Here is a 21,939-nt window from a genome sequence, read left to right on the forward strand (position 1 = left end):
ATGACATGCGTGACCGATGAACCTCAGGTGTGCACCAATGGATCTTGGGCGGAGGCTGCTCCATGACACTGGACTCGACCCGGCCCGACACAGAGCCGGACGGACAGGTTCGTACGAGCGATCTGCGTCCCTTGCTCGCCGCGATGAAAGCCCTGTGCGACGGTGATTTCACAGCACGCGTGGAGGACCGGGCGAAGCAGGACGGGGCCGCCCTGCCGGACGGGGTGCTGGCCGAGATGGCCGGGGTGTTCCAACAGATCGTCGCGCGGAACGCACATCTCGCCTCGGAGCTCCAGCGGGTGCGCCACGAGATCATCCGGCAGGGACGACTGGAGGAGCGGATTTCGGCGAGTCCCGGCACGGGGACCTGGACGACGAACATCGAGGCCGCCAACACGGTGCTCGAAGCGCTGGTGGTACCCGTCGCGAAAGCCACCCGGGTGCTCGACGCCGTCGCGGACGGCGATCTGACCCAGCACGTCGAGCTGCACGAGGGAAGCCGCCAGCTCCGCGGTGACCTGCGGCGCCTGGGCATCGGCGTGAACCGCATGGTGGACCAGCTCTCGCTCTTCACCGGCGAGGTGACCCGGGTCGCCCGCGAGGTCGGCACCGAGGGGCGCCTCGGCGGCCGGGCGAAGGCGCAGGGACTGTCGGGTGACTGGCTCCATGTGACCGAAGCGGTCAATACGATGGCGTCACGGCTGACGGCGCAGGTGCGGGACATCGCGGTCGTGACGACGGCGGTGGCGCGCGGCGACCTGACGCAGCAGGTCACGGTCGAAGCCACCGGCGAGCTGCTGGAACTCAAGCTCACGGTCAACACCATGGTCGACCAGCTGAGGGCGTTCGCCGACGAGGTCACGCGTGTCGCCCGCGAGGTCGGCACCGAGGGGCAGCTCGGCGGCCGCGCCCAGGTCAGGGGCGTCTCCGGGGTCTGGAAGGACCTCACCGACAACGTCAACTTCATGGCGTCGAACCTGACGTCCCAGGTCCGCAACATCGCCCAGGTGACCACCGCCGTCGCCAACGGCGACCTCAGTCAGAAGATCACCGTGGACGCGCGGGGCGAGATCCTGCAGCTGAAGTCGACGATCAACACCATGGTCGACCAGCTCTCCGCCTTCGCCGACGAGGTCACGCGTGTCGCCCGCGAGGTCGGCACCGAAGGCCAGCTCGGCGGCCGCGCCCAGGTCAGGGGCGTCTCCGGGGTCTGGAAGGACCTCACCGACAACGTCAACTTCATGGCTGACAACCTCACCTCCCAGGTCCGCAACATCGCCCAGGTCGCCACCGCCGTCGCGGAGGGCGACCTCGGCAAGACGATCACTGTGGAGGCCAAGGGAGAGATCCTGGAGCTGAAGTCGACGATCAACACCATGGTCGACCAGCTCTCCGCCTTCGCCGACGAGGTCACGCGTGTCGCCCGCGAGGTCGGCACCGAAGGCAACCTCGGCGGTCAGGCACAGGTCAGGGGCGCTTCCGGGGTCTGGAAGGACCTCACCGACAACGTCAACCGCATGGCGCTCAACCTGACCTCCCAGGTCCGCAACATCGCCCAGGTGACCACCGCCGTGGCCAACGGCGACCTGTCGAAGAAGATCGATGTCGACGCGCGCGGCGAGATCCTGGAGCTGAAGGACACCGTCAACACGATGGTCCAGCAGCTGAGGGCTTTCGCGGACGAGGTGACCCGAGTGGCCCGCGAGGTCGGCACCGACGGGCGACTCGGCGGCCAGGCCCAGGTCCACGGTGTCTCGGGCGTCTGGAAGAACCTCACCGACAACGTCAACTTCATGGCCGACAACCTCACCTCCCAGGTCCGCAACATCGCCCAGGTCGCCACCGCCGTCGCGGAGGGCGACCTGTCGAAGAAGATCGACGTGGACGCGCGCGGCGAGATCCTGGAACTCAAGTCCACGATCAACACCATGGTCGACACGCTCTCCTCGTTCGCCTCCGAGGTGACACGAGTGGCCCGCGAGGTGGGCAGCGAGGGCCAGCTGGGCGGCCAGGCCCGGGTGGAGGGTGTCTTCGGGACCTGGAAGCGGCTGACCACCAGCGTCAACGAGCTGGCGCTGAACCTGACCACCCAGGTGCGCGCGATCGCCGAGGTCGCCAGCGCCGTCACGCAGGGCGACATGTCGGGCTCCATCTCGGTGGAGGCCCAGGGCGAGGTCGCCGCCCTGAAGAACAACATCAACCTCATGGTGGCGAATCTCCGTGAGACCACCCGGGCCAAGGACTGGCTGGAGTCCAACCTGACCCGTATCGCCGCACTCATGCAGGGCCACCGCGACCTGGTCGAGGTCGCCGACCTGATCCTGCGCGAGCTGACCCCTCTGGTGAACGCCCAGTACGGAGCATTCTTCCTGGCAGAAGCGGGCGCGGAGCCCGGCGAGGACCTTGAGCTCCTGGCCGGTTACGGCACCGGCCAGCCCGAAGGCCGGCGCCGGCGTACCCGGCTCAGCCTGGACGCCCCTGGCTGGGGTCTGGTCACCCAGGCCGCAACGGAGAAGCGGCGAATTCTCATCGAGGCGGTCCCCACCGAATACATCACCATCAGTTCGGGCCTCGGCGCCGCGCCCCCGGCCAGCGTCGTCATCCTGCCGATCCTCTTCGAGGACCGGGTGCTCGGAGTCATCGAACTGGCCTCGTTCAGCAGTTTCAGCGAGGTCCACCTGGCCTTCGTCGACCAGTTCGTGAACACCATCGGTGTCTCCATCAACACCATCATCGCCAACTCCCGTACCGAGTCCCTCCTCTCGGAATCCCAGCGCCTCACCGCCGAACTGCGCAAGCGCTCCGACGAGTTGCAGCTCACCAACGCCGAGCTGGAGGAGAAGGCGGCGCTGCTGGCCACCTCCTCCCAGTACAAGTCGGAATTCCTGGCGAACATGTCGCACGAATTGCGCACCCCGCTCAACTCGCTCCTCGTGCTGTCGCGGCTCCTCGCCGACAACCCCGACGACCGCCTCTCCCCGCAGGAGGTGGAGTTCGCCGTCACCATCCACCGCGCGGGCTCCGACCTGCTGCAACTGATCAATGACATCCTCGACCTGTCGAAGATCGAAGCGGGCCGGATGGATGTGCATCCCAAGAAGCTGCCGCTGATCAAACTGCTCGACTACGTACGGGCGACGTTCCAGCCGCTCGCTCTGGACCGCGGCCTGTCGTTCGACATCAAGGTCGGTGAGAACGTACCCCTCGAACTCTTCTCGGACGAGCAGCGGCTCCAGCAGATCCTCCGCAACCTCCTCTCCAACGCGATGAAGTTCACCTCGTCCGGCGGAGTGCAACTGATCGTCGAACGCTCGACGGTCTCGGACTTCGAGGAGGAGACGCTGCGCAAGGCCGACTCCGTCATCGCTCTGACCGTCAGGGACACCGGAATCGGCATCGCGCCGGAGAAGCTCGACGGGATCTTCGAGGCCTTCCAGCAGTCCGACGGCACCACCAACCGCAAATACGGCGGCACCGGGCTCGGCCTCTCCATCAGCCGGGACATGGCGGGGCTGCTGGGCGGCCGGATCTTCGCCGAGAGCGAACCGGGCGTCGGCTCCGCCTTCACCCTCTTCGTCCCCGTGCACTACGTGGGTCCGCCCCCCGGCGCCCTCCCCACGGTGGAACCGCGCTCCGCGAGCGGCACCAACCGAGCCGCCGCCGGACTCACCGCTCTGACCGGCCGGCCCGGGACCGCGGCCGAGCCCGGGCCCGCGTCGCAGATCGATGTGTTCAGGCCCCAGGAGTCCGCGCCCCGTACCGCAGCCCGGCCCGACGCCGGTGACGACGGCGTCAGCTGGCCGGAGACGACCCGGCTCAGGGACTGGCTGAGTGGCCGCCTCGCCGGGGTGCTGTCCAACCGTTGCATCCTCATCGTCGACGACGACATCCGGAACGTCTTCGCACTGACGCATGTGCTGGGCCGCGTCGGCGTCAGCGTCAAGTACGCGGAGAACGGCCGCGAGGGCCTCGAGGTCCTTGACCGGACACCTGACGTATCACTGGTGCTGATGGACATCATGATGCCCGAGATGGATGGATACGAGATGATCGCCGCAATCCGGCGCACACCTCGTTTCGCGGACCTGCCGATCATCGCGCTCACCGCGAAGGCCATGCCCGGTGACCGCGAGAAGGCCATCGAGAGCGGCGCCGACGACTACGTCCCCAAGCCGGTGGACGTCGACCGCCTGCTGTCGGTGATCTGCCGGCTCTTCGACCCGCAGTGCACTCTGCCGGAGCCGCGGCCGGACCCCTCGGACAACGCCCGCGCCACGGAACGGGACGACGGCGGCACTGTCAGAAACAGGGACGATGACGACGGAGCGACAGGACAGCCATCATGACGGCTACACAACCAGCAGCAGCGGAGACCGCCAGCATCCTCATCGTCGACGACATGGAGGAGAACCTGGTCGCCCTCGAAGCGGTACTCGGCTCGCTGGGCCATGTGGTCCGCGCGCGCTCGGGTGAGGAAGCCCTCAAGGCGATGCTGCGCCAGGAGTTCGCGGTCGTGCTCATCGACGTGCTGATGCCGGGCATGAACGGCTTCGAGACCGCCGCCAACATCAAGGGCCTCGACCAGACGAAGGACGTCCCGATCATCCTGCTGACCGGAGCCGCAGTCGATCCGAACTACGCCTACCGCGGCTACACGGTGGGCGCCGCCGATTTCCTGATCAAACCCTTCGACCCATGGCTGCTGCGGACCAAGGTCAACGTCTTCCTGGACCTGTTTCGCAAGAACCGCCAACTCGTGGACCAATCCGAACAGTTGAAGCGCCTGCTGACGGCGGACGGCGGCCACCCCGGGGTTGCGCCGGCCGTCCCCGCCCCGGTTGCCGCATCCAGCGAGTCTCCGTTCGGTTCGGACCACCAGGACGCTACGGACGCCGTGGAAGGCTCTCCACCCCCGGAAGAGCTCGACCGGCTCTCCGAGGTCGTCGGCCAACTCGCCCAGGCGGAACTCCTGCTACGAGATGCCAACGGTCCGGGCGGGGCTGACCTCGCCGACCGCATCGTCGAACTGGAACAGGCGGTAGGACGGCTGCTGGCGGAACGCGAGACGTAGGAAGGCACTCGGATCGTCACGATCCACCGATCACGCCTCCGACCCCGAGGCTGCCCGGGCCGGGGCCGCTACGAGACGGGACGGTCCGGCCCTCGCTTCCTTCGGACACCGGTCGCCGACCGCGCACCGGTGGGCTTCGCCTGTGTGGATCTCCGCGCCCGCTGCAGAGCCAGATGGACCGACCAGACGACGGACACCAGCGGCACTGTCACGATCGCTCCCAGCACCCCCGCCGCGATCGCGCCGGCGATCACGGAGAGCGCGATCACGACCGGATGCAGGCGGACGGCCCAGCTCATCACGATCGGGTGCAGCAGGTGCCCCTCGATCTGGCCGATGACGACGATCAGCGCGATGACGACGGCCGCCACGATCGGGCCCTTCGACGCCAGAGCCACCACGGCAGCGATACCAAGGGCGATGGGTGAGCCGATCAGAGGTACGAAGGCCGCCACGAACTCCACCAGCGCCAGCGGAAGCGCCAATGGCACTCCCAGTGCGAACAGGGCGAGTCCGACGAGTACGGCGTTGGTGGCAGCCACCACGATGATCCCGTGGGTGTACCCCGTGAACGTCCGCCACGCAGCGCGGCCCGCGATCTCCACCCGCTCCCGCGCCGTCGCCGGCAACTGTTCGCACATCCAGTCCCATTGCCGGTCGCCCGAATAGATGAAGAAGACCGAGCAGAACAGCGCGAGAACGAACACGGTCATCACCTCCACCAGTCGGCCCACGCCACTGAGCGCCGAACTGATCACGGTGGACCGATGGCTGGACAGGTATTGCCCGATCCGAGCCTGCAGGTCTTTCAGTGCCCCGGGGTTCAGACGGAACGGTGGCTCCACCAGCCAGCGCTCGATCCTGGCGAGGCCGTCGCTGAACTGCCGCTCCAGCCCGTCCCTTTCTCCGGCGACCGCCTCACCGACAAGGGTCAGCACACCCAGGACCAGGACGAAACTGCCGAGCAGCGCCACTGCCACCGCGAGCGGTCGTGGCAGCACACGAGCCAGGAAGTCCGTCGGCGGGCGCAGCACCGCCGTGACGACCAGGCCGAGGAAGACGGCTACCGCGACTTCGTGGAACCGTCCCAGCGCCGAGAAACCGGCGTAGACGACAACTCCCACGACGAGGATCCGCCAGGCGTAGGCGGCCGCCGTCCGCAGTGCAGGGGGCACACGCGACTCCTGCGTGGGGCCGGTTGGCGCGTGCTGCACGCCCGGAGCCCGGGAAGCACGGCCGTCGACGCCACGCAGCGCCTGGCGCGACGCCGCACGAGCCCGGTGCCTCCGTCTTTCAGGCCGGAAGCCGGGGTCCGGGTCGTCGGGCTGCAGATGTGATTGCCTGGGCATTCCTTGCTGGTACCAGTCGGCGACGCATCATCCCAGCTCCCGCGGCTGCCTACACGCGAAGTCACCCAGCAGGCGCAGTCACCGGTCGCGCCGACAGCTCAGTTGTCCGACACGGCCCGCACCAGGTCACGGAGCTCGTCATCCGGTACCGCCGCGTCGTCGGGCACGCACTTACTCGCCCACCGCGTCATCATGGTCTCCTCGTTCCCGCATGAGAGGGCCGGCCGGTTCATCAGGTCCGAGAGCCCGCCTGCGCTCGGGCGAGGTTGACACCACTGGCGATGATCCCGATGTGGCTGAACGCCTGAGGGAAGTTGCCCATGAACTCCCCCGTGGACGGATGGATCTGCTCCGACATCAGCCCCAGCGGGCTCGCCCGGGCACACAGCGAGCCATACAGTTCGTCGGCCTCTTCGATCCGGCCTTGGCCGATCAGGTTGTCGACCAGCCAGAAACTGCACAGCACGAAGGCGCCCTCCTCGCCGGGCAGACCATCGGGTGACTCCTTGTGCAGGTAGCGGTAGAGCAGCCCGTTGCCGGCCGACAGACGCTCGGCGATGGCCGTGGTGGTTGCCACCATCCGCGGGTGATCAGCCGGCACGACCTGACGCAAGGGAAGGGCCAGCAGGCTCGCGTCCACAATCCCGCCGCCGTCCAGGTGTGTGCTCAGGGTCTGTGCGTCCTCGTCCCAGGACTGCTCCAGAATGAGCCGGCGCAACTGGTCGGCCGAGGCGCGCCACTCGGCGATCCGCCCGGGCAGGTGAAGCCGCTCACCGATCGTCGCAGCCCGGTCCAGGGCCACCTGGCACATCCCCGCCGAGTACGTGAACACCCGGCCCTCGCTGCGCACCTCCCAGATTCCCTGATCCGGTTGCCGCCAGGCCTGCCCCGCCGCTTCCGCCAGCTCGGCCAGGCTGGTCCACAGCGCGGGCTGGATCTCACCGCCGGAAAGCAGCCACTGGTCGGCGCAGTCGAGGATCTCGCCGTAGACGTCGTGCTGGCGCTGGTCGGCCGCTCCGTTCCCCCACCGCACCGGGGCAGAGCCCCGATAGCCTTCCAGCTCGCTGTCCTCTACCTCGTCCGGCACCGGGCTGCCGTTGAGGCTGTACATGATCCGGGGCCGTCGGCTGTACTCGAAGGCGTCCAGAACCCAGCCGAGGTAGGCGTCGGCCTCGCCACGGAAGCCGATGCGGCGCAGCGCGAACACGGCGAAGGCCGCGTCGCGGATCCAGGCGTAGCGGTAGTCCCAGTTGCGGATCCCGCCGATCGGCGCCGGCAAGGAGGACGTGGGTGCCGCGACCAGCGAGCCACTGGCCCAGTCGTCGCACATCTTCAGTGTGATCGCGGCGCGCCCGACCAAGGACTTCTCGGGACCGCCGTAGTCCATGTGCTTCATCCAGCGGCGCCATGCGTCGGCGGTGTCCCGCAGCATCGTGTCGGTGTCGAACCGGTGGTGGCGATGGAAGCGGCCCCAGGACAACACGAGATCGAGGCGATCACCTTGCTGCAGATCATGTGTGCTGTGCAGACCACCCAGGGGACGGCTGGACCGCAGGTGGAGTCGCAGGTCAGGTCGCCGGAACGATCGCACTTCCAGTCCGCTGAACAATGTGCGCGCCTGCCCACCGCCGCGGGGCTCGAGGTCCGCCCGTAGTCGGACGTCACCGGCCAGCACCACCGCCGAGCGCACGAGTTCGGCCCGATCAGCCGGTGCGTCATCGGTGAGATCGGCGCCGGAGCGCAGGGCCAGCGCATCGGTGATGCGCACCAGGCCGGTGGGAGTGCGCATTTCGGTTGTCAGTACACCGGTATCGGGTTCATAGCGCTGTCGCCCCTCCACCAGGTCTTCCGGTGCCAGGGTGAAGTGCCCGCCTCGTGCTTGATCCAGCAAGCCGCAGAACAGGGGTTCGGCATCGAATCGGGGAAGGCACATCCACGAGATGGAGCCGTCCAGGCCTACCAGCGCGGCCGTCGCGCCGTCTCCGATGAGGCCGAGGTCCTCCAGCGGCAGGTACCCATCCCGCCTGCGGACCGGCCGGAACGGTGGATCGGGATCGTGCATGCCGCCTCACTTCCGCAGCGCCGAAAATTCCGGGCGATCTCATGTGCACACCGGGAAGGTGGTCATCACTCTTCCGACGCTCGGCGATCTCGACTGCGGTGCGGAACGTCGCGTCCGTACAGAGTGCCTCGATATCAGTGTCGTCCTCCTGGCCCCGTCTCAACTCAAGGATCTGCTCGGTGACGCCGCCGCAGGGGAATATCCACGATTGCGTACGCGCCGCGTCGTATCGCGGTCCCACGCTCCCAGGGAGCGGGTCGGAACGCGACCGGGCCGCCCCGGAAGTGATGCTTTCCGGTGAAAACCCATCCGCGTGCGGCGGAGGAGCCCGCGCACGGGGAGCCGGCGCCGGCCGGTCGGCGATGCGGCTTCCGTTCGGCAGGCGGGCCCCGGGCCTACAGGCGGAGTACGACCAGGGCGATGTCATCGCGGGCGCCGGCGCTGACGCCGAGGCGGGCGAGCACGGCGTCAGCGAGACGTTGGGGGCTGAGGCGGGTGAAGCGGGCAAGCGCGTCGGTGAGGCGGTGCAGCCCGGCGTCGATGTCCTCGCCGCGGCGTTCGACGAGGCCGTCGGTGTAGAGCACGAGGGTGTCACCGGGGGTGTAGGACAGCTCTGCCTGGGGGCGGGGTACGTGTTTGGGGCGGGCTCCCAGCGGCGGGTCGGTGGCCTGGTCGAGCAGATCGCAGGTGCCGTCGTGGTGGACCAGCACGGGCGGGAGGTGGCCGGCGCTGCTGTAGGTGATGCGGTGACTGTGAGGAGCGATGACGACTTGGACCGCGGTGGTGGCCAGCGCACCTTCGACCGAGCGGGCGTACAGACCCAGAACCTCCAGCGCCCTGGCGGGCTCGTGGCGGGATCGGACGGCGGCGGAGAGCGCGCTGCGAAGCATTCCCATGACGGCAGCGGCTTCCAGGCCGTGGCCCACGACGTCACCGACGGCCAGGGCGCAGCCGTCGTCGGGCAGGTCGACCAGGTCGTACCAGTCTCCGCACACGTTCAGAGATCCGGCGGCGGGCAGGTAGCGCACCGCGACATTCCGATGCCGGGCCAGGTCGGGTGAGTAGAGCATGGCCTCCTGCAAGGTGACGGCGACCTGGCGTTCACGGGCGTGGGCCTGTCGCAGTTCCTCGTTCAGTCCCTGGAGCTCACGCGCCCGTGCGTACAGTTCGGCTTCCATCGCCTCCCACTCGTTGAGCTCCCCGCCTCCTGGCAGGCGGGAAGGGTGGGACAGCACGAACGCGGTCACGTCCTCCACCCGGTGGATGATCCACGCCACCTGTCCGCCCGGCCCCAGCACGGGGGTGTTGATCGGGGACCACCATCGCTCCTCGAACAGGCCGGGCTTGTCGGCAACCGGGATGTCGTACCTCTGCACCGCCATCGTGTCCGGTTCCTTGGTGCGCAGGGCCCGGCGCAGGGAGGCGCCCAGATTCTGCACCCCGTCCGCCCGCGGATCTGCAGGATTGTCGGGGAAGGCATCGAAGAGGTACTGCCCGACCAGGCCCTCCCGAGTGCGGCCGGTCGCGGTCAGATACGCCCGGTTGACGTCGATGATCACCAGGTCGGGACCGAGCACCAGGTAGGGGCTGGGCGTGGCGGCGAACAGCGCCTGGTAGTCGATCCGTGGTGTCTTCACATGCTCTCCCGTTCCGTCTCGTGGCCGCCACGGCCGAACGTCATCTCAACTATGGGTCCTGCATTCACCCCGCCCCCGTCCTCGCTCGGCCACAGGAGTGGCGGGAACGCGACCTGCGCCGCCGCCCCGCCACGGACCACGAGCCCACTCAATTCGTCTACAGTCCTGTAGACGAAAGTCATGCGGCCGGGCTGCGGAGCCCCGACGGAAGGACTCGACTGCCGTGACCGACCTTGTGCAACGCCGCGTCCTGGTCGTCGAGGACGACCACGGGCTGCGCGACGTGCTCGCCCGCGGACTGCGCGAGGAGAACTTCGCCGTCGTGACCGCCGCCAGCGGGGCCGGCGCCCTGCGCGCCCTCGATGACCGGGTGGATGCCGTCGTCCTCGACATCGGACTCCCCGACTCGGACGGCCGGGACGTGTGCCAGGCCATGCGCTCGACGGGGCTGACGGCCCCGGTGGTCTTCCTCACCGCGCACGACACGCTCACCCACCGGCTCTCGGGCTTCTCCGCGGGTGGCGACGACTACCTCGCGAAACCGTTCCACCTTGCCGAACTCGCCGCCCGGATCCGCGCGGCGCTTCGCCGCGCAGGGCCTGACCCTGCGGTCGAGCTGGCGGAGCTCCGACTCGACCCCGTACGCCACCTCCTGGAGGTGCACGGCAAACCGGTGGCACTCACCCCCACAGAATTCCGCCTCCTGGCCGCGCTGATGACGGCACCCGGAACCGCCGTACGCAGACGGGAACTCCTGCGCGCGGCCTGGCCGGACGGGGCTCAGGTCAGCGACAACTCGCTCGACCAGTACCTGACCCGGCTGCGCCGGAAGCTGCGCGAGGCGGACAGCCCACAGGAAATCACTACGGTACGAGGCGTCGGGTACCGCCTGATATGAGACGGCTTCGCGTCACCGGACGGCTTCGTACCGCGCGGCCCCGCACGCTCCGGGGCCGCCTCGCCCTGCTCGCCCTGGCCTCCGCCACGGCCTGGGTCGCCGCGCTCACCGTCGCGTTCGACATCGTCCTCGCGGGACGGCTGAGCAGCCAGGCCGCCGACCTGCTGCAGACCCGAGCCGCGGCGGTGGCCACCACCGTCGAGGCACGCCCGGACGGCGGCATCGTCGTGCACGAACCGCCGGACGACCGCGCCCTGGATGTCGGCACGTGGATCTACCGCGGAAGCACGGCCGTCGAACGGCCGAGCGCGCCCGCCGCCCTCCAGCGGCAGGCGGACCGGCTCACCGGCCGGGGCAGCAGGTACCAGGAGTCCGGCGGGAGGAACGCCTCACGGCTCTACGCCCTGCCGGTGCGCGTCGGCAACCGCCAGACGGGCACCGTTGTCGTCGCCGTCTCCCTCGACCCGTACCGCAGCACCGCGCGCGCCGCCCTCGCCGGTTCGGCGGTCCTCGGTCTGCTGCTCCTGGCCGGGTTGTACCTGCTCACCCGCACCATCGTCGGCCGGGCCCTGCGCCCGGTCGCCGAGATGAGCACCCGGGCGGCCCGCTGGAGCGAACTCGGTGCCGCGCAACGCTTCGGCACCGGCCAACGCCCGGACGAGCTCGCTTCGCTCGCCACCAACCTCGACGAACTCCTGGACCGGCTGGCCGCCGCACTGCGCCACGAACAGCTGCAGACCGCCGAGCTCTCGCACGAACTGCGCACCCCGCTGGCCCGCATCGTCGCCGAGACGGACTGGCTCACAGCCCGGCCACGGGACGCGACCCGACAGCACGCCTCCCACCAGGCGATCGCCGCCGCCGCGGGCACGATGCGGCACATCTGCGACACCCTGCTTTCCGAAGCCCGCGCCCGCACCGGCCGACCCCCCGGCCGCTGCCGACTGCCCGCAATGGCCGATCACCTGGCCGAGCAGTACGCACGTCAGCACCCTGACGCCCCGCCGCTGTCCGTGCGGGGCGGCGCAGCCGTCACCGCAGGGGTCTCCACCGCACTCGTGGAACGCATGCTCACGCCGCTGCTCGACAACGCCCGCCGCTACGCCGCCACCGCCGTCACCCTGACGTACGCACAGACCCCGGCCGGGGTGGAGCTCGCCGTGACCGACGACGGCCCGGGTGTGTCGGCGGAGACGGGCCCGGCCGTCTTCGAGCCGGGCCGCCGGGCGGATCCGGACGACGGTCACGACGGGGCCGGTCTCGGACTGGCGCTGGCTAGGCGATTGGCCCGCGCGTCCGGCGGCGACATCGAGTGGGACCCGGCCGCCACCGGCGCGCGGTTCGTGGTCAGCCTTCCGGCAGGCTGACAGGAGGGGTGGCCACGTCCCGCCGGGTCACTGTCAGGTAGCTGACGAGGGCCAGGATCAGGACGAGAAAGATCGCGCTGGTGCCGACGGTACCGAGGCCGAGGCCGCCGTCACCACGCGCCTGGGAGAGATAGTCGCCGAGCGAGGCGCCCAGCGGGCGGGTGAGGATGTACGCGATCCAGAACGCCGGGACGGCTGCGAGGCCGAGCCCGTAGTGGGCGGCGGCCACGGCGGCGATGAGCACCGCGAACAGCACCGCGGACACCCAGTACCCCAGATCCATCCGCTCGGCCGTGAGGTCGCCCGCGGAGGTTCCGAGAGCGAAGGTGAAGAGAATCGCCGCCCAGTAGAACGCCTCGCGGCGGACCGTGTGGATCGAGTGGATCGAGAGCGTCCGCTCGCTCCCGTACCAGGCGGCGAACACCGCGACGAGCAACACGGCGAAGACGACGGTCGTCGTCTCCAGCGCCACCCCGAAGTTGTCCGTGAGGTTGTCGCTCACGAGTGTGCCGACCACGCTGATCAGCACCACGGCAAGCCAGTAGAGACCGGGAACGTACTTCTCGGCCCGGAACTGGAACCAGAGCGTGCCGATCAGCAGCACGGCCATGACCAGGGAGGTGTTCGTCAGACCCAGACCGAGGTTTTCGTTGAGGAGATCGGCCGCGGTCTCGCCCACCGTCGTGCACAGCACCTTGATCACCCAGAAGTACACCGTGACTTCGGGGACCTTGTTCAGCATCTGCCGCGCCCCGGCGCGTGCCGGATACGCAGCTGTTTCGTTCGTCATGACCGGTGAGGCTGGCACGGCGAACCTGAACACATCCTGACTGCTTCTCTCCACGGCAGGAGGACGATGCCCGACTCACCGGGAAGCACTTCGCACACGCGGTACGTGCCGCAGCAGCCGGTCAGCCACCGCGTTACGCTCGTTTTGTATGCATTCATCCGAGTATGGAGGCAGTCATGCGCCCTACCGACGAGTACCCGACTCCGTCGCAGGCCGAGGGCGAGAGGTTGGAAGAGGATCTGAATCCTGCCGAGGAACGGCATCCCGCCACGGCACGCACCCAGCCGTCCCAGGCCGAGGGCGAGCGCCGGACCGAGGATGACGCGAGCTGAAGTGGAGGTGGCGACAGCATCCACGTCCGACCGAAGACGGAGCCGGAGCCGCCAGGCCGCGGCGCCGGGCCGGCCCCCGGAGCCCGGCCTCCACGAGCGAGGCGGTCGATGGCGCGGGCGTAGTGAAGGCCGCCCGTCGAGTTCCCGATCGGCTCACCGGCGGAAAGCCGCAGCACAGCGCCATGTCCTACCGACTTCGCGCCTGAAATATACAGTTGATCCATGAATGCTCGGTTGGCCCTGCTTGCCGGTGTGGAACAGGGCGTCACGGAGGGCGAGGTGCTGCGGCTCGCGCTTCAGCACGCCGTCGCCGAGCTGGACGGCCTGGGCGGGACGGTGCACCTGTCTGGTCCCATGTCGGCGTTGCGTCTGGTGTCCGTGGCCGGACTGCCTCCGGCCCTCGTCCGACCGTGGGAGATCATCGACCAGGAGGACACCGCGGCCCCGGCCCGCGCCCTGCGCCAGGGCACCGGCGTGTGGGAGGTCCACGACCCCTCGGGTGCCGGTTCGCCCACGTCGGCCACCGGCTGGCCCGGCACGGGTCTGGCAGCCGTGCCGGTGTTCGGCGCGGAGGGCCCGGTCGGCGCCCTGACCGTGGTGGCGGGCCCCTCGGGAGAGCCCACCAGGGAGCATTGGGACTTCCTCACAGCGGTGGCCGCCTGGGCGAAGGAGCGGATGATCCGGGCTCCGCAACCCGCTCGCCCTGCCCATGAGGAACCGAGCGGCAACTTCCTGCGGCAGGCGCTCAAGGCCGTCCAGGTGGGGACCTGGGACTGGAACATCCGCACCGGCGCACTGTCCTGGGACGACGCGGCGATGGCCGTCTACGGCACCGAGCCCGCCGATTTCACACCCCAGGTCGAGAGCTGGATGAAGGTGGTCCACCCCGACGACGTGCCGTGGGCGCTCGCCGCCGTCGAGAAGGCCATTCGCAACCGCGGTGTATTCCAAGCCGAATACCGAGTACGGCGCCCCGACGGCAGTTACGGCTGGACCCAGGCGCGCGCAAAGGTGGTACTCGACGAGGCGGGCGAGCCCTACCGGATGATCGGGACGGCCTGGGACAGCAACGAGTCCCGGTCCGCCCGCGACGCCCTCAGCCACGCCTTGCGCCATATGAGCGACGGCTTCCTTTCGGCGGACGACGACTGGCGGATCACCTTCGTCAACCTGGAGGCGGAAGGCATGCTGGGCTCCTCCGAGGAGGAGCTCTTCGGCCGCATGCTGTGGACGCTGCCCGCCGTGCAGCAGATCGCCGACATGGAGGCCCGGTGTCGACGGGCCGCCGCCACGGCCACGCCCGCAGGCTTCGACGTGCAGATGCCGGATACCGGACGCTGGTACCACCTGCGGCTCGTCCCGGTGCCCGACGGGGTCACGTTGTACTTCACCGACGTCACCGAGATGCGCAGGCACGAGGCCGAGCGGATCGCCGGCGAGCAGGCCTCCGCCGAGCGCGCCTCCCGGATCACGGAGCTGACCGCAGCGCTCGCCACGGCGACGACCTCACGGGACGTGGTGGACGCCGTGGCCCAGCGGGTGCTGCCGCCGTTCCGCGCCACCGGGCTGCTCGTGCAGGCCGTCGAGGACAACCGGGTCCGCAACGTCGGGGCCGTCGGCTACTCCCGCGCATTCCTCGAGGGGGTCGACGGCCGCTCGCGCGTCGCGAAAGACCCCGTCTGGGACGCGATCTCCACTCAGGGGCCGCTGTTCGTCTCCTCGCCCCAGGAGTACGCGGCGCGATATCCGTCCATCGCCGACCACCTGCAGGACATCGGCAACAAGTCCTGGGCGTTCCTGCCGCTGACCGCCTCCGGGCAGACCTTCGGTGTCTGCGTGATCGTGTTCGACCACCCGCGCCACCTGGCCGACGAAGAGCGCACCCTGCTGACCGCCATCAGCGCGCTGGTCGCGCACGCCCTGGACCGCGCACGGCTCTACGACGCCGAGCACACCCGGTCCCGGGAGCTGCAGCGCGCACTGCTCCCCCGGACACTGCCCGACCTCCCGGCGTGCACCGCCGCCGCCCGCTACCTTCCCGCCGGACACGGCATGGACGTCGGTGGCGACTGGTACGACGTCATCCCGCTGTCCGCCGGACGGGTCGCGCTCGTCATCGGCGACGTGATGGGCCACGGCCTCTCCGAGGCTGCCACGATGGGACGGCTGCGCACGGCCGTTCACACCCTCGCAGACCTCGAACTGCCACCCGACGAGATCATGAGCCACCTCAACGACATCGTCAGCGCCCTCGGGGAGGACTCGTACGCCACGTGCCTGTACGCGCTGTACGACTCCACCACCCGGACGTGCTCCATCACCCGCGCCGGCCACCCGCCTCCGGCAGTGGTCCACCCCGACGGCACCGTGCACTTCCCGCATCCGGTCCCGGATCCGCCTCTGGGGGTGGCAGAGCCGCCGTTCGAGACGGTGGAGCTGACGATGCCCCCGGGAAGCCTCCTGGTGCTGTACACCGACGGCCTCATCGAATCGTCAGAGCGCGAGATCGACCAGGGCATGACCGATCTGGCCCAGCTCCTGCGCACCGGGGAGAGCGAAGACCTGGACCGGCTCTGCGACAACCTCATCGCCGGCCTGCTCCCCGCCGGAGATCACACCAGCGACGACGCCGCCCTCCTGGTCGCCCGTGTGCACGCGCTCAGCCCCGACCGGATGGCCTCTTGGCCGCTCCCGGAGGACCCCCAGGCGGCGGGCCTGGCCCGCAGGCACGTCCGGGAGCAGCTGTCCATCTGGGGGCTGGACGACATGGCGACGACGACGGAGCTGCTCGTCAGTGAGCTGGTCGGAAACGTCGTACGACATGGGAGGGGACCGCTGCGACTGCGGCTGCTGCTCGACGCCGACCTGGTCTGCGAGGTCTCCGACGGCAGTCTGACCATGCCCAGGGTCCGCCACGCGTCCGATACGGACGAGGGTGGCCGGGGACTGCAGCTGGTCGCCGCGCTCTCCCAGCGGTGGGGCACTCGCTACACCACTGCCGGCAAGTCCATCTGGACCGAGCAGACGATGCACGGATCCGACATCCTGGCTCCTCTCCTGCCTGCATCCGACACGCACACAGCCGGGCCCCCGGAATGACCGCTTGACGCCGAGCACTCCTGATCGGTGCTCAGCCGAGGGCGCGGTCGAGGTTGAATGCGGCACTGATGAGGGAAAGGTGGGTGAATGCCTGCGGGAAGTTGCCGAGTTGTTCGCCCGTCGGTCCGATCTCCTCCGCGTACAGGCCGAGATGGTTGGAGTAGGTGAGCATTTTCTCGAAGGCCAGGCGGGCGTCTTCCAGGCGGCCGGCTCGGGTGAGGGCTTCGATGTACCAGAACGAGCAGATCGAAAAGGTGCCCTCCGTGCCCAGGAGGCCATCCGGGCTGGCTCCCACGTCGTAGCGGTGGACGAGCGAGTCGGTGACCAGGTTCGCACCGAGGGTGTCCAGCGTCGAGAGCCACTTCGGGTCGACCGGAGAGACGAACTTGACCAAGGGCATCATCAGCACGGAGGCATCGAGGACGTCGCCGTCCAGTTGTTGGACGAAGGCACCGGCCTCGGCCGACCAGCCCCGGCTCATGATCTGGCGGTAGATGGCGTCACGGCTCCGCCCCCACCGGACAAGGTCGGCGGGCAGGCCACGCCGGGCAGCCATGCGCATGGCCCGCTCGATCGCCACCCAGCACATCAGGCGGGAGTACAGGAAGTTCCGTCGTCCCGCACGGATCTCCCAGACACCTTCGTCCGGCTGGTCCCAGTGGTCGCAGACCCAGTCCACCACGGAGCCGACCTCGTCCCAGTGGTTGCTGCTGATGGGTTGGCCCCACTTGTCGTACAGGTAGATCGAATCGATGAGCGCTCCGTAGATGTCAAGCTGGAGCTGGGTCGCGGCACCATTTCCGACTCGCACCGGAGACGACCCCATGTACCCCTCGAAATGCGGCAGTTCGCGCTCGGGCAGCTCACGCCGTCCGTCGATGCCGTACATGATCTGCAGCGGCCCGGCGTCTTCGTCCTCGCACTTGATGCACGAGGACAGGAAGCCCATGAACGCTTCTGCTTCCGATGTGAATCCCAGCCTGAGCATGGCGTAGATGCAGAAGGCGGCGTCCCTGACCCAGGTGTACCGGTAGTCCCAGTTGCGCTCGCATCCGAGCTCCTCGGGCAGGCTCGTCGTCGGCGCAGCCACGATCGCGCCGGTCGGTGCGTAGACGAGCAGCTTCAGCGTCAGCGCGGAGCGGTGCACCATCTCCCGCCACCGTCCGTGGTACCGCGAGGCGCTCAGCCACCGTCGCCAGTAGCGGACCGTGGCCTGGAACTCGTCCTCGGCCTCACGCCTGGCACACCCGCGCGGGTCGACCTCGGCCCCCACCCGGTCGAGGGCGAAGACCGCGGACTCGCCTTCCAGCAGCTTGAAGTGCGACCACGCATCCGTGCCGTCGCAGTCGAGCGGGACGGTGGCCGTCAGAGCCAGGGACAGGTTCTCGGATACGAAGAGCGCGCTGTCGCCCTGCAGGCGTGCACTGTGCGGCTCGGTCCCGTAACCGAATCGGGGAGCCACCCGCGCGGTGAACGGAAGCGAGCCCCGGACACACAGCAGACGTCGGATCAACCGGTGCCGGTGGGCCTCGCCCAATTCGTCACCGATGGGCATGAAGTCTTGGATCTCGCCCACTCCGTCCGCGGCGAAGAATCGCGTGATCAGCACATTGGTGTCGGGAAAATAGAACTGGCGGGTGCGCGCAGGCACGTCGGCTGCCAGCTCGAACGATCCGCCCCGGTCCGCGTCCAGGATGGAACCGAACACACTGGGAGCGTCGAATCGCGGGCAGCAGTACCAGTCGATCGTGCCGTCGGTGCCCACGAGCGCGACGGTACGAAGGTCGCCGATCAGGCCGTGTTCGGCGATCGGCAGATAGCGTCCGGAGCCCGCTCCCTGCCCGAATCCGGCATTCTCGAACGCCATGCCAGGCCTCCCTGCCACCGCGGCACCATCACCGTGAAACCGAAAATAACTCTGATAAGAGTCTAAATCGCCAGATAATTTAACTTTGCTTCGCCTCCTCAGCTGCACCACCGCCGTTCGGTGCCACGACCACGACCGGTGTGTTCGTCACCGTCCGTGCGTTCACGCGACGGGCGGCGTGGGCAGGCGCAGGTGGGCCAGATCGTCGGGCGGTGGACTGTCGGGCCGGTGGAAAAGCGGAGTCTGGTCGATGGCGGCCGCCGGGGCATCGGCCAGCTGGAAGCGTTCACGCAGCCGGTGGTAGAACTCCAGCGGTGCCAGACGGGCCAGGCGCAGCCGGTACGGTGCCCGGTAGACCGCAACCCAGTCCCCGGGGTCCAGCACTCCGCGCGTCTGCCCGTCGATACTCACGGCCACCCGGCCGGAATGCGGCAGCACGCGTACCGCGACCGCCTCGTCGGCGGCGGCTACCACGGTACGGCCGAAGGCCATGTGCGGCGCGACGGGAGTGAAAACGATGGCGTCGGCGGCCGGGTCCAGTACCGGCCCTCCCGCGGCGAAGTTGTAGGCGGTCGAGCCGGTGGGCGTTGCCATGATCACTGCGTCGGCCGAGTAGGAGGCGAGCAGCTGCCCGGCCAGGTACACGGCCACGCTCGCCTGCCGGTCCCGGGCGAGCTTCTCCAGGACCACGTCATTCACTGCGGTGACGTCCAGCGCGACACCCCAGCCGACCGGCTGCGGCCCAGCGGGACGCAGCGTCGGCGCCGGCAGCGCGGGGCCGCGCCCGTAGCACAGCACCGTATCCAGGCCGACGGGCGTCTGAAGCGGGCGCGACGCGCGCAGCGTGAGCACCATCCGCTCCTCGATCACCGCCTGGTCCCGGTGGAGAACGTCCAGAGCTTCCTCCACCTGGTCGGTGGTGATCTCGGTCAGGAAGCCGACCCGGCCCACGTTCACGCCCAGCACCGACGCCCCGTCCTTGGCGGCGATCCGTGCCCCACGCAGAAACGTACCGTCCCCGCCGAACGTGATGATCGCCCCGGGATGGCCCGCCGCCGCGGCCTCTTCCTGGCCTCCGTGCCGCGGTTCCCCCTGACGCCACACGTCGATTTCGGTGCAGGCGATGCCGCGAGCGGCACACCACTGGCGGGCAGTCCGCGCCGCCGCGACGGCGGCGGGCCTGCCTTGGTGGACAACCAGACCCAGCCGATTGAGAGGCATCACCTCTCACCGTAGACCGGCCCGGCCGGCCGCGCAGATCGCACCGGACCCTTCCGGCAGACGGGTGGTCGCGCTGATCCTCGCCCCGCCTCAGGGCTTCGAACGCCTCCGTACCCGCCGGGAAGGAGCTGGCAGCCGCGAAGCCTTCCCCGAGCCCGGCCGCCGCTGGAACGCCGTGCTGCCACCGCGTCGTCCGGCGGGTCTACCGCCTCAGTCCTACGCGCGCACGGGCCGTTCGCACTGCGGCGGACAAGGCGTCGATGTCGTAGGCACCGCGGTGCAGCAGGCCGTTGATGAAGAAGGTGGGCGTTCCGGACACCCCGCTCAGATCGGCCGACTCCCTGTCCTCCGCGACCCGACCGGCCCCCGCATGGCTACGCAGACTGCGATGGAAGCGTTCGGCATCCAGGCCCAGTTCGTCCGCGTAGCGCTTCAGGTCGGACACATGGAGCGCGCCTTGGTGCTCCATGAGTCGGTCGTGCATCTGCCAGAAGGCCCCCTGCTCCGCCGCGGCCTCGGTCGCCTCGGCCGCGAGTTGCGCGCTGGGATGGACATCCGTGAGCGGCAGGTGCCGCCACACGTACCGCAGGTCACCGAAGTCGGCGAGCAGGTCGCGGACCACGGGTTCGGCCTGGCCGCAGTAGGGGCATTCGAAATCGGCGTACTCGACCAGGGTCACCGGGGCGTCCATCGGGCCCCGGACGTGGTCACGAGCGGGGTCGACCGGGACCGCGAGATCGATCACCCTCTCGGCAGTGCCGAGCAGCACTCGTGCACGCCTGTGGGGCGACAGGAGCCTGATCGCCGTCGCCACGGCGCAGGTTGCGAGGAAGGAGCAGATCACCGCCCCCAGGATGCCCATCTTCGCCTCCTCGAGCAGGTCTCCCTCGAAGGCGAGCGTGGAGATCAGCAGGGCAACGGTGAACCCGACCCCGGCGATCGTGCCGCCCCCGGCCAGGGCGCCCCACCCGACCGGAGGTCTCAGCCGACTGCGGCTCAGCCGGGTGAGCAGCCAGGAGGCACCGGTGATACCCACCGGCTTGCCGATCAGATAGCCGAGCAGGATGCCCAGCGTGACCGGGGACGTCGCCGCCCGGGACAGCAGTCCCGCGTCGATGGTGATGCCGGCGTTGGCGAGGGCGAAGACCGGCACGATCACATAGCTCGTCCACGGGTGGTACATCTGCTGCAGCCGCTCGTTGAGCGACACCGCCGAAGCCAGTCCCTGGCGTGCCGAACGCTCCAGTTCGGGGGTGGGCTGCTCCCGGAACGAGATGAACAGATCGCTGGCGCGTTCCAGGTCGCTGCGCGCCGCCGGGTAGGCATAGGTCAGCAGCCCCATGGCCAGGCCCACAACCACCGGATCGACACCCGACTTGAGCAGGGCGACCCAGGTCGCGGCCCCCATCAGCAGGTACGCCACTCCCCGGCGCACGCCCGCAGCCCTGACCAGCAGGATCAAGCCGAACAGAGCCACGGCCGCCAGCAGGGCGGGCATGGTGATGTGCTCGCTGTAGACGAGGGCGATGACCACCAGGGCGAGCACGTCGTCGACCACGGTCACCGTGAGGATGAACGTGCGCAGCGCGTCGGGGAACCGTCGTCCCAGGATCGCCAGCATGCCCAGGGCGAATGCGGTGTCCGTGGACATGGCCGCACCCCATCCGTGGGCCGAGGCACCGCCCGCGTTGAACGCGAGGTAGACACCGACGGGGACGATCATGCCGGCGAGCCCCGCGGCCAGTGGCAGCATGACCCGCTGCCGCTCCCGTAGCTCGCCCGTGTCGAACTCCCGGCGCGCCTCCAGCCCGATGACGAAGAAGAAGAACGTCATCAGGCCGCTGTTCACCCACTCGCGCAGGTCCAGCGACACCCCTGCCGATCCCAGGGTCACCGACAGATGCGTCTCCCAGAAGGATGCGTACCCGACGGGGGCCACGTTCGCCCACACCAGCGCCGCCACGGTGGCGGCCAGCAGCACCGCCGCGCTGCCGGACTCGGTCGCGAGGAACGCGCGCAGCGGTGTCCGGGTCCCCGGGTCACGTGTGCTCTGCTCCTGGAAGTGAGGAGGGGAGGAGGGGGCGTGTGTCACGGGGCCATCATCGCGTGTCGTGGGCTTGCTGGGGTGCAACGGCCCACCAGGGGCCGCACGGGACTCGGCCGTGTCATGTGCCGACCGGACGGCCCGTTCATGCCAGGCGTCGATCAGGCTCTCTCCTCAGACCGACCGGTCCGCCGATGCCGGG

At 69.2% G+C, this 21,939-nt stretch carries 13 protein-coding genes; 6 read left to right on the plus strand and 7 right to left on the minus strand.

Annotated features, from left to right (window positions below; all coding sequences use genetic code 11):
* The first annotated feature begins 62 nt into the window (after positions 1-62).
* Positions 63-4,346: a HAMP domain-containing protein gene (locus tag ACFYP5_RS10775; protein WP_389033373.1), complete on the plus strand. Its 4,284-nt coding sequence runs from the start codon at positions 63-65 to the stop codon at positions 4,344-4,346.
* Positions 4,343-5,071 carry a two-component system response regulator gene (locus ACFYP5_RS10780; RefSeq protein ID WP_389033375.1) on the plus strand — a complete coding sequence of 243 codons (729 nt, stop codon included), beginning with the start codon at positions 4,343-4,345 and terminating at the stop codon, positions 5,069-5,071. The genes ACFYP5_RS10775 and ACFYP5_RS10780 overlap by 4 nt, the downstream gene beginning before the upstream one ends.
* A 68-nt stretch (positions 5,072-5,139) precedes the next feature.
* Here the strand turns inward: ACFYP5_RS10780 and ACFYP5_RS10785 are convergent, their stop codons facing one another.
* From ACFYP5_RS10785 to ACFYP5_RS10795, 3 genes are all read right to left on the minus strand, one after another.
* On the minus strand, positions 5,140-6,246 hold the full coding sequence (locus ACFYP5_RS10785; RefSeq protein ID WP_389033378.1) for an AI-2E family transporter: 1,107 nt from the start codon (positions 6,244-6,246) through the stop codon (positions 5,140-5,142).
* A 406-nt stretch (positions 6,247-6,652) separates the two neighbouring features.
* On the minus strand, positions 6,653-8,482 hold the full coding sequence (locus ACFYP5_RS10790) for a glycoside hydrolase family 15 protein (protein ID WP_389033381.1): 1,830 nt from the start codon (positions 8,480-8,482) through the stop codon (positions 6,653-6,655).
* A 395-nt stretch (positions 8,483-8,877) separates the two neighbouring features.
* Positions 8,878-10,119, minus strand: coding sequence for a PP2C family protein-serine/threonine phosphatase (locus ACFYP5_RS10795; RefSeq protein WP_389033384.1), 1,242 nt, complete (start codon positions 10,117-10,119; stop codon positions 8,878-8,880).
* Positions 10,120-10,354: 235 nt separating this feature from the next.
* Between ACFYP5_RS10795 and ACFYP5_RS10800 the strand changes: the two genes are divergently transcribed.
* Together ACFYP5_RS10800 and ACFYP5_RS10805 are read left to right on the plus strand one after the other, a co-directional pair.
* On the plus strand, positions 10,355-11,017 hold the full coding sequence (locus tag ACFYP5_RS10800) for a response regulator transcription factor (RefSeq protein ID WP_389034426.1): 663 nt from the start codon (positions 10,355-10,357) through the stop codon (positions 11,015-11,017).
* On the plus strand, positions 11,014-12,384 hold the full coding sequence (locus ACFYP5_RS10805; protein ID WP_389033387.1) for a sensor histidine kinase: 1,371 nt from the start codon (positions 11,014-11,016) through the stop codon (positions 12,382-12,384). The genes ACFYP5_RS10800 and ACFYP5_RS10805 overlap by 4 nt, the downstream gene beginning before the upstream one ends.
* Here ACFYP5_RS10805 and ACFYP5_RS10810 read toward each other — a convergent pair.
* Positions 12,365-13,174, minus strand: a complete 810-nt coding sequence (locus ACFYP5_RS10810) for a hypothetical protein (protein WP_389033390.1) — start codon at positions 13,172-13,174, stop codon at positions 12,365-12,367. The two genes, ACFYP5_RS10805 and ACFYP5_RS10810, sit on opposite strands and share 20 nt — an antisense overlap.
* Positions 13,175-13,350: 176 nt before the next feature.
* Here ACFYP5_RS10810 and ACFYP5_RS10815 point away from each other — a divergent pair, with 176 nt between their 5' ends.
* Both ACFYP5_RS10815 and ACFYP5_RS10820 read left to right on the plus strand, forming a co-directional pair.
* Positions 13,351-13,506: a hypothetical protein gene (locus tag ACFYP5_RS10815; protein ID WP_389033393.1), complete on the plus strand. Its 156-nt coding sequence runs from the start codon at positions 13,351-13,353 to the stop codon at positions 13,504-13,506.
* Between the two features lie 222 nt (positions 13,507-13,728).
* Complete coding sequence (locus ACFYP5_RS10820) at positions 13,729-16,605, plus strand: SpoIIE family protein phosphatase (protein WP_389033395.1); 2,877 nt, start codon at positions 13,729-13,731, stop codon at positions 16,603-16,605.
* A 31-nt stretch (positions 16,606-16,636) separates the two neighbouring features.
* On the opposite strand, the gene ACFYP5_RS10825 is transcribed toward ACFYP5_RS10820, so the two are convergent.
* The 3 genes from ACFYP5_RS10825 to nhaA all read right to left on the minus strand — a co-directional run bounded on the left by ACFYP5_RS10825 (position 16,637) and on the right by nhaA (position 21,785).
* The gene (locus ACFYP5_RS10825) at positions 16,637-18,472 is read right to left on the minus strand and encodes a glycoside hydrolase family 15 protein (protein WP_389033398.1); all 1,836 of its coding nucleotides are present in this window, start codon (positions 18,470-18,472) and stop codon (positions 16,637-16,639) included.
* Positions 18,473-18,634: 162 nt separating this feature from the next.
* Positions 18,635-19,693: an NAD(+)/NADH kinase gene (locus tag ACFYP5_RS10830; RefSeq protein ID WP_389033400.1), complete on the minus strand. Its 1,059-nt coding sequence runs from the start codon at positions 19,691-19,693 to the stop codon at positions 18,635-18,637.
* 202 nt (positions 19,694-19,895) lie between these two features.
* Entirely contained in the window at positions 19,896-21,785 is a 1,890-nt protein-coding gene (gene nhaA / locus ACFYP5_RS10835) for a Na+/H+ antiporter NhaA (RefSeq protein ID WP_389033403.1), read from the minus strand.
* Positions 21,786-21,939 lie beyond the last annotated feature (154 nt).

It is taken from the genome of Streptomyces sp. NPDC005262 (assembly GCF_042872425.1).
GTDB lineage: Bacteria > Actinomycetota > Actinomycetes > Streptomycetales > Streptomycetaceae > Streptomyces.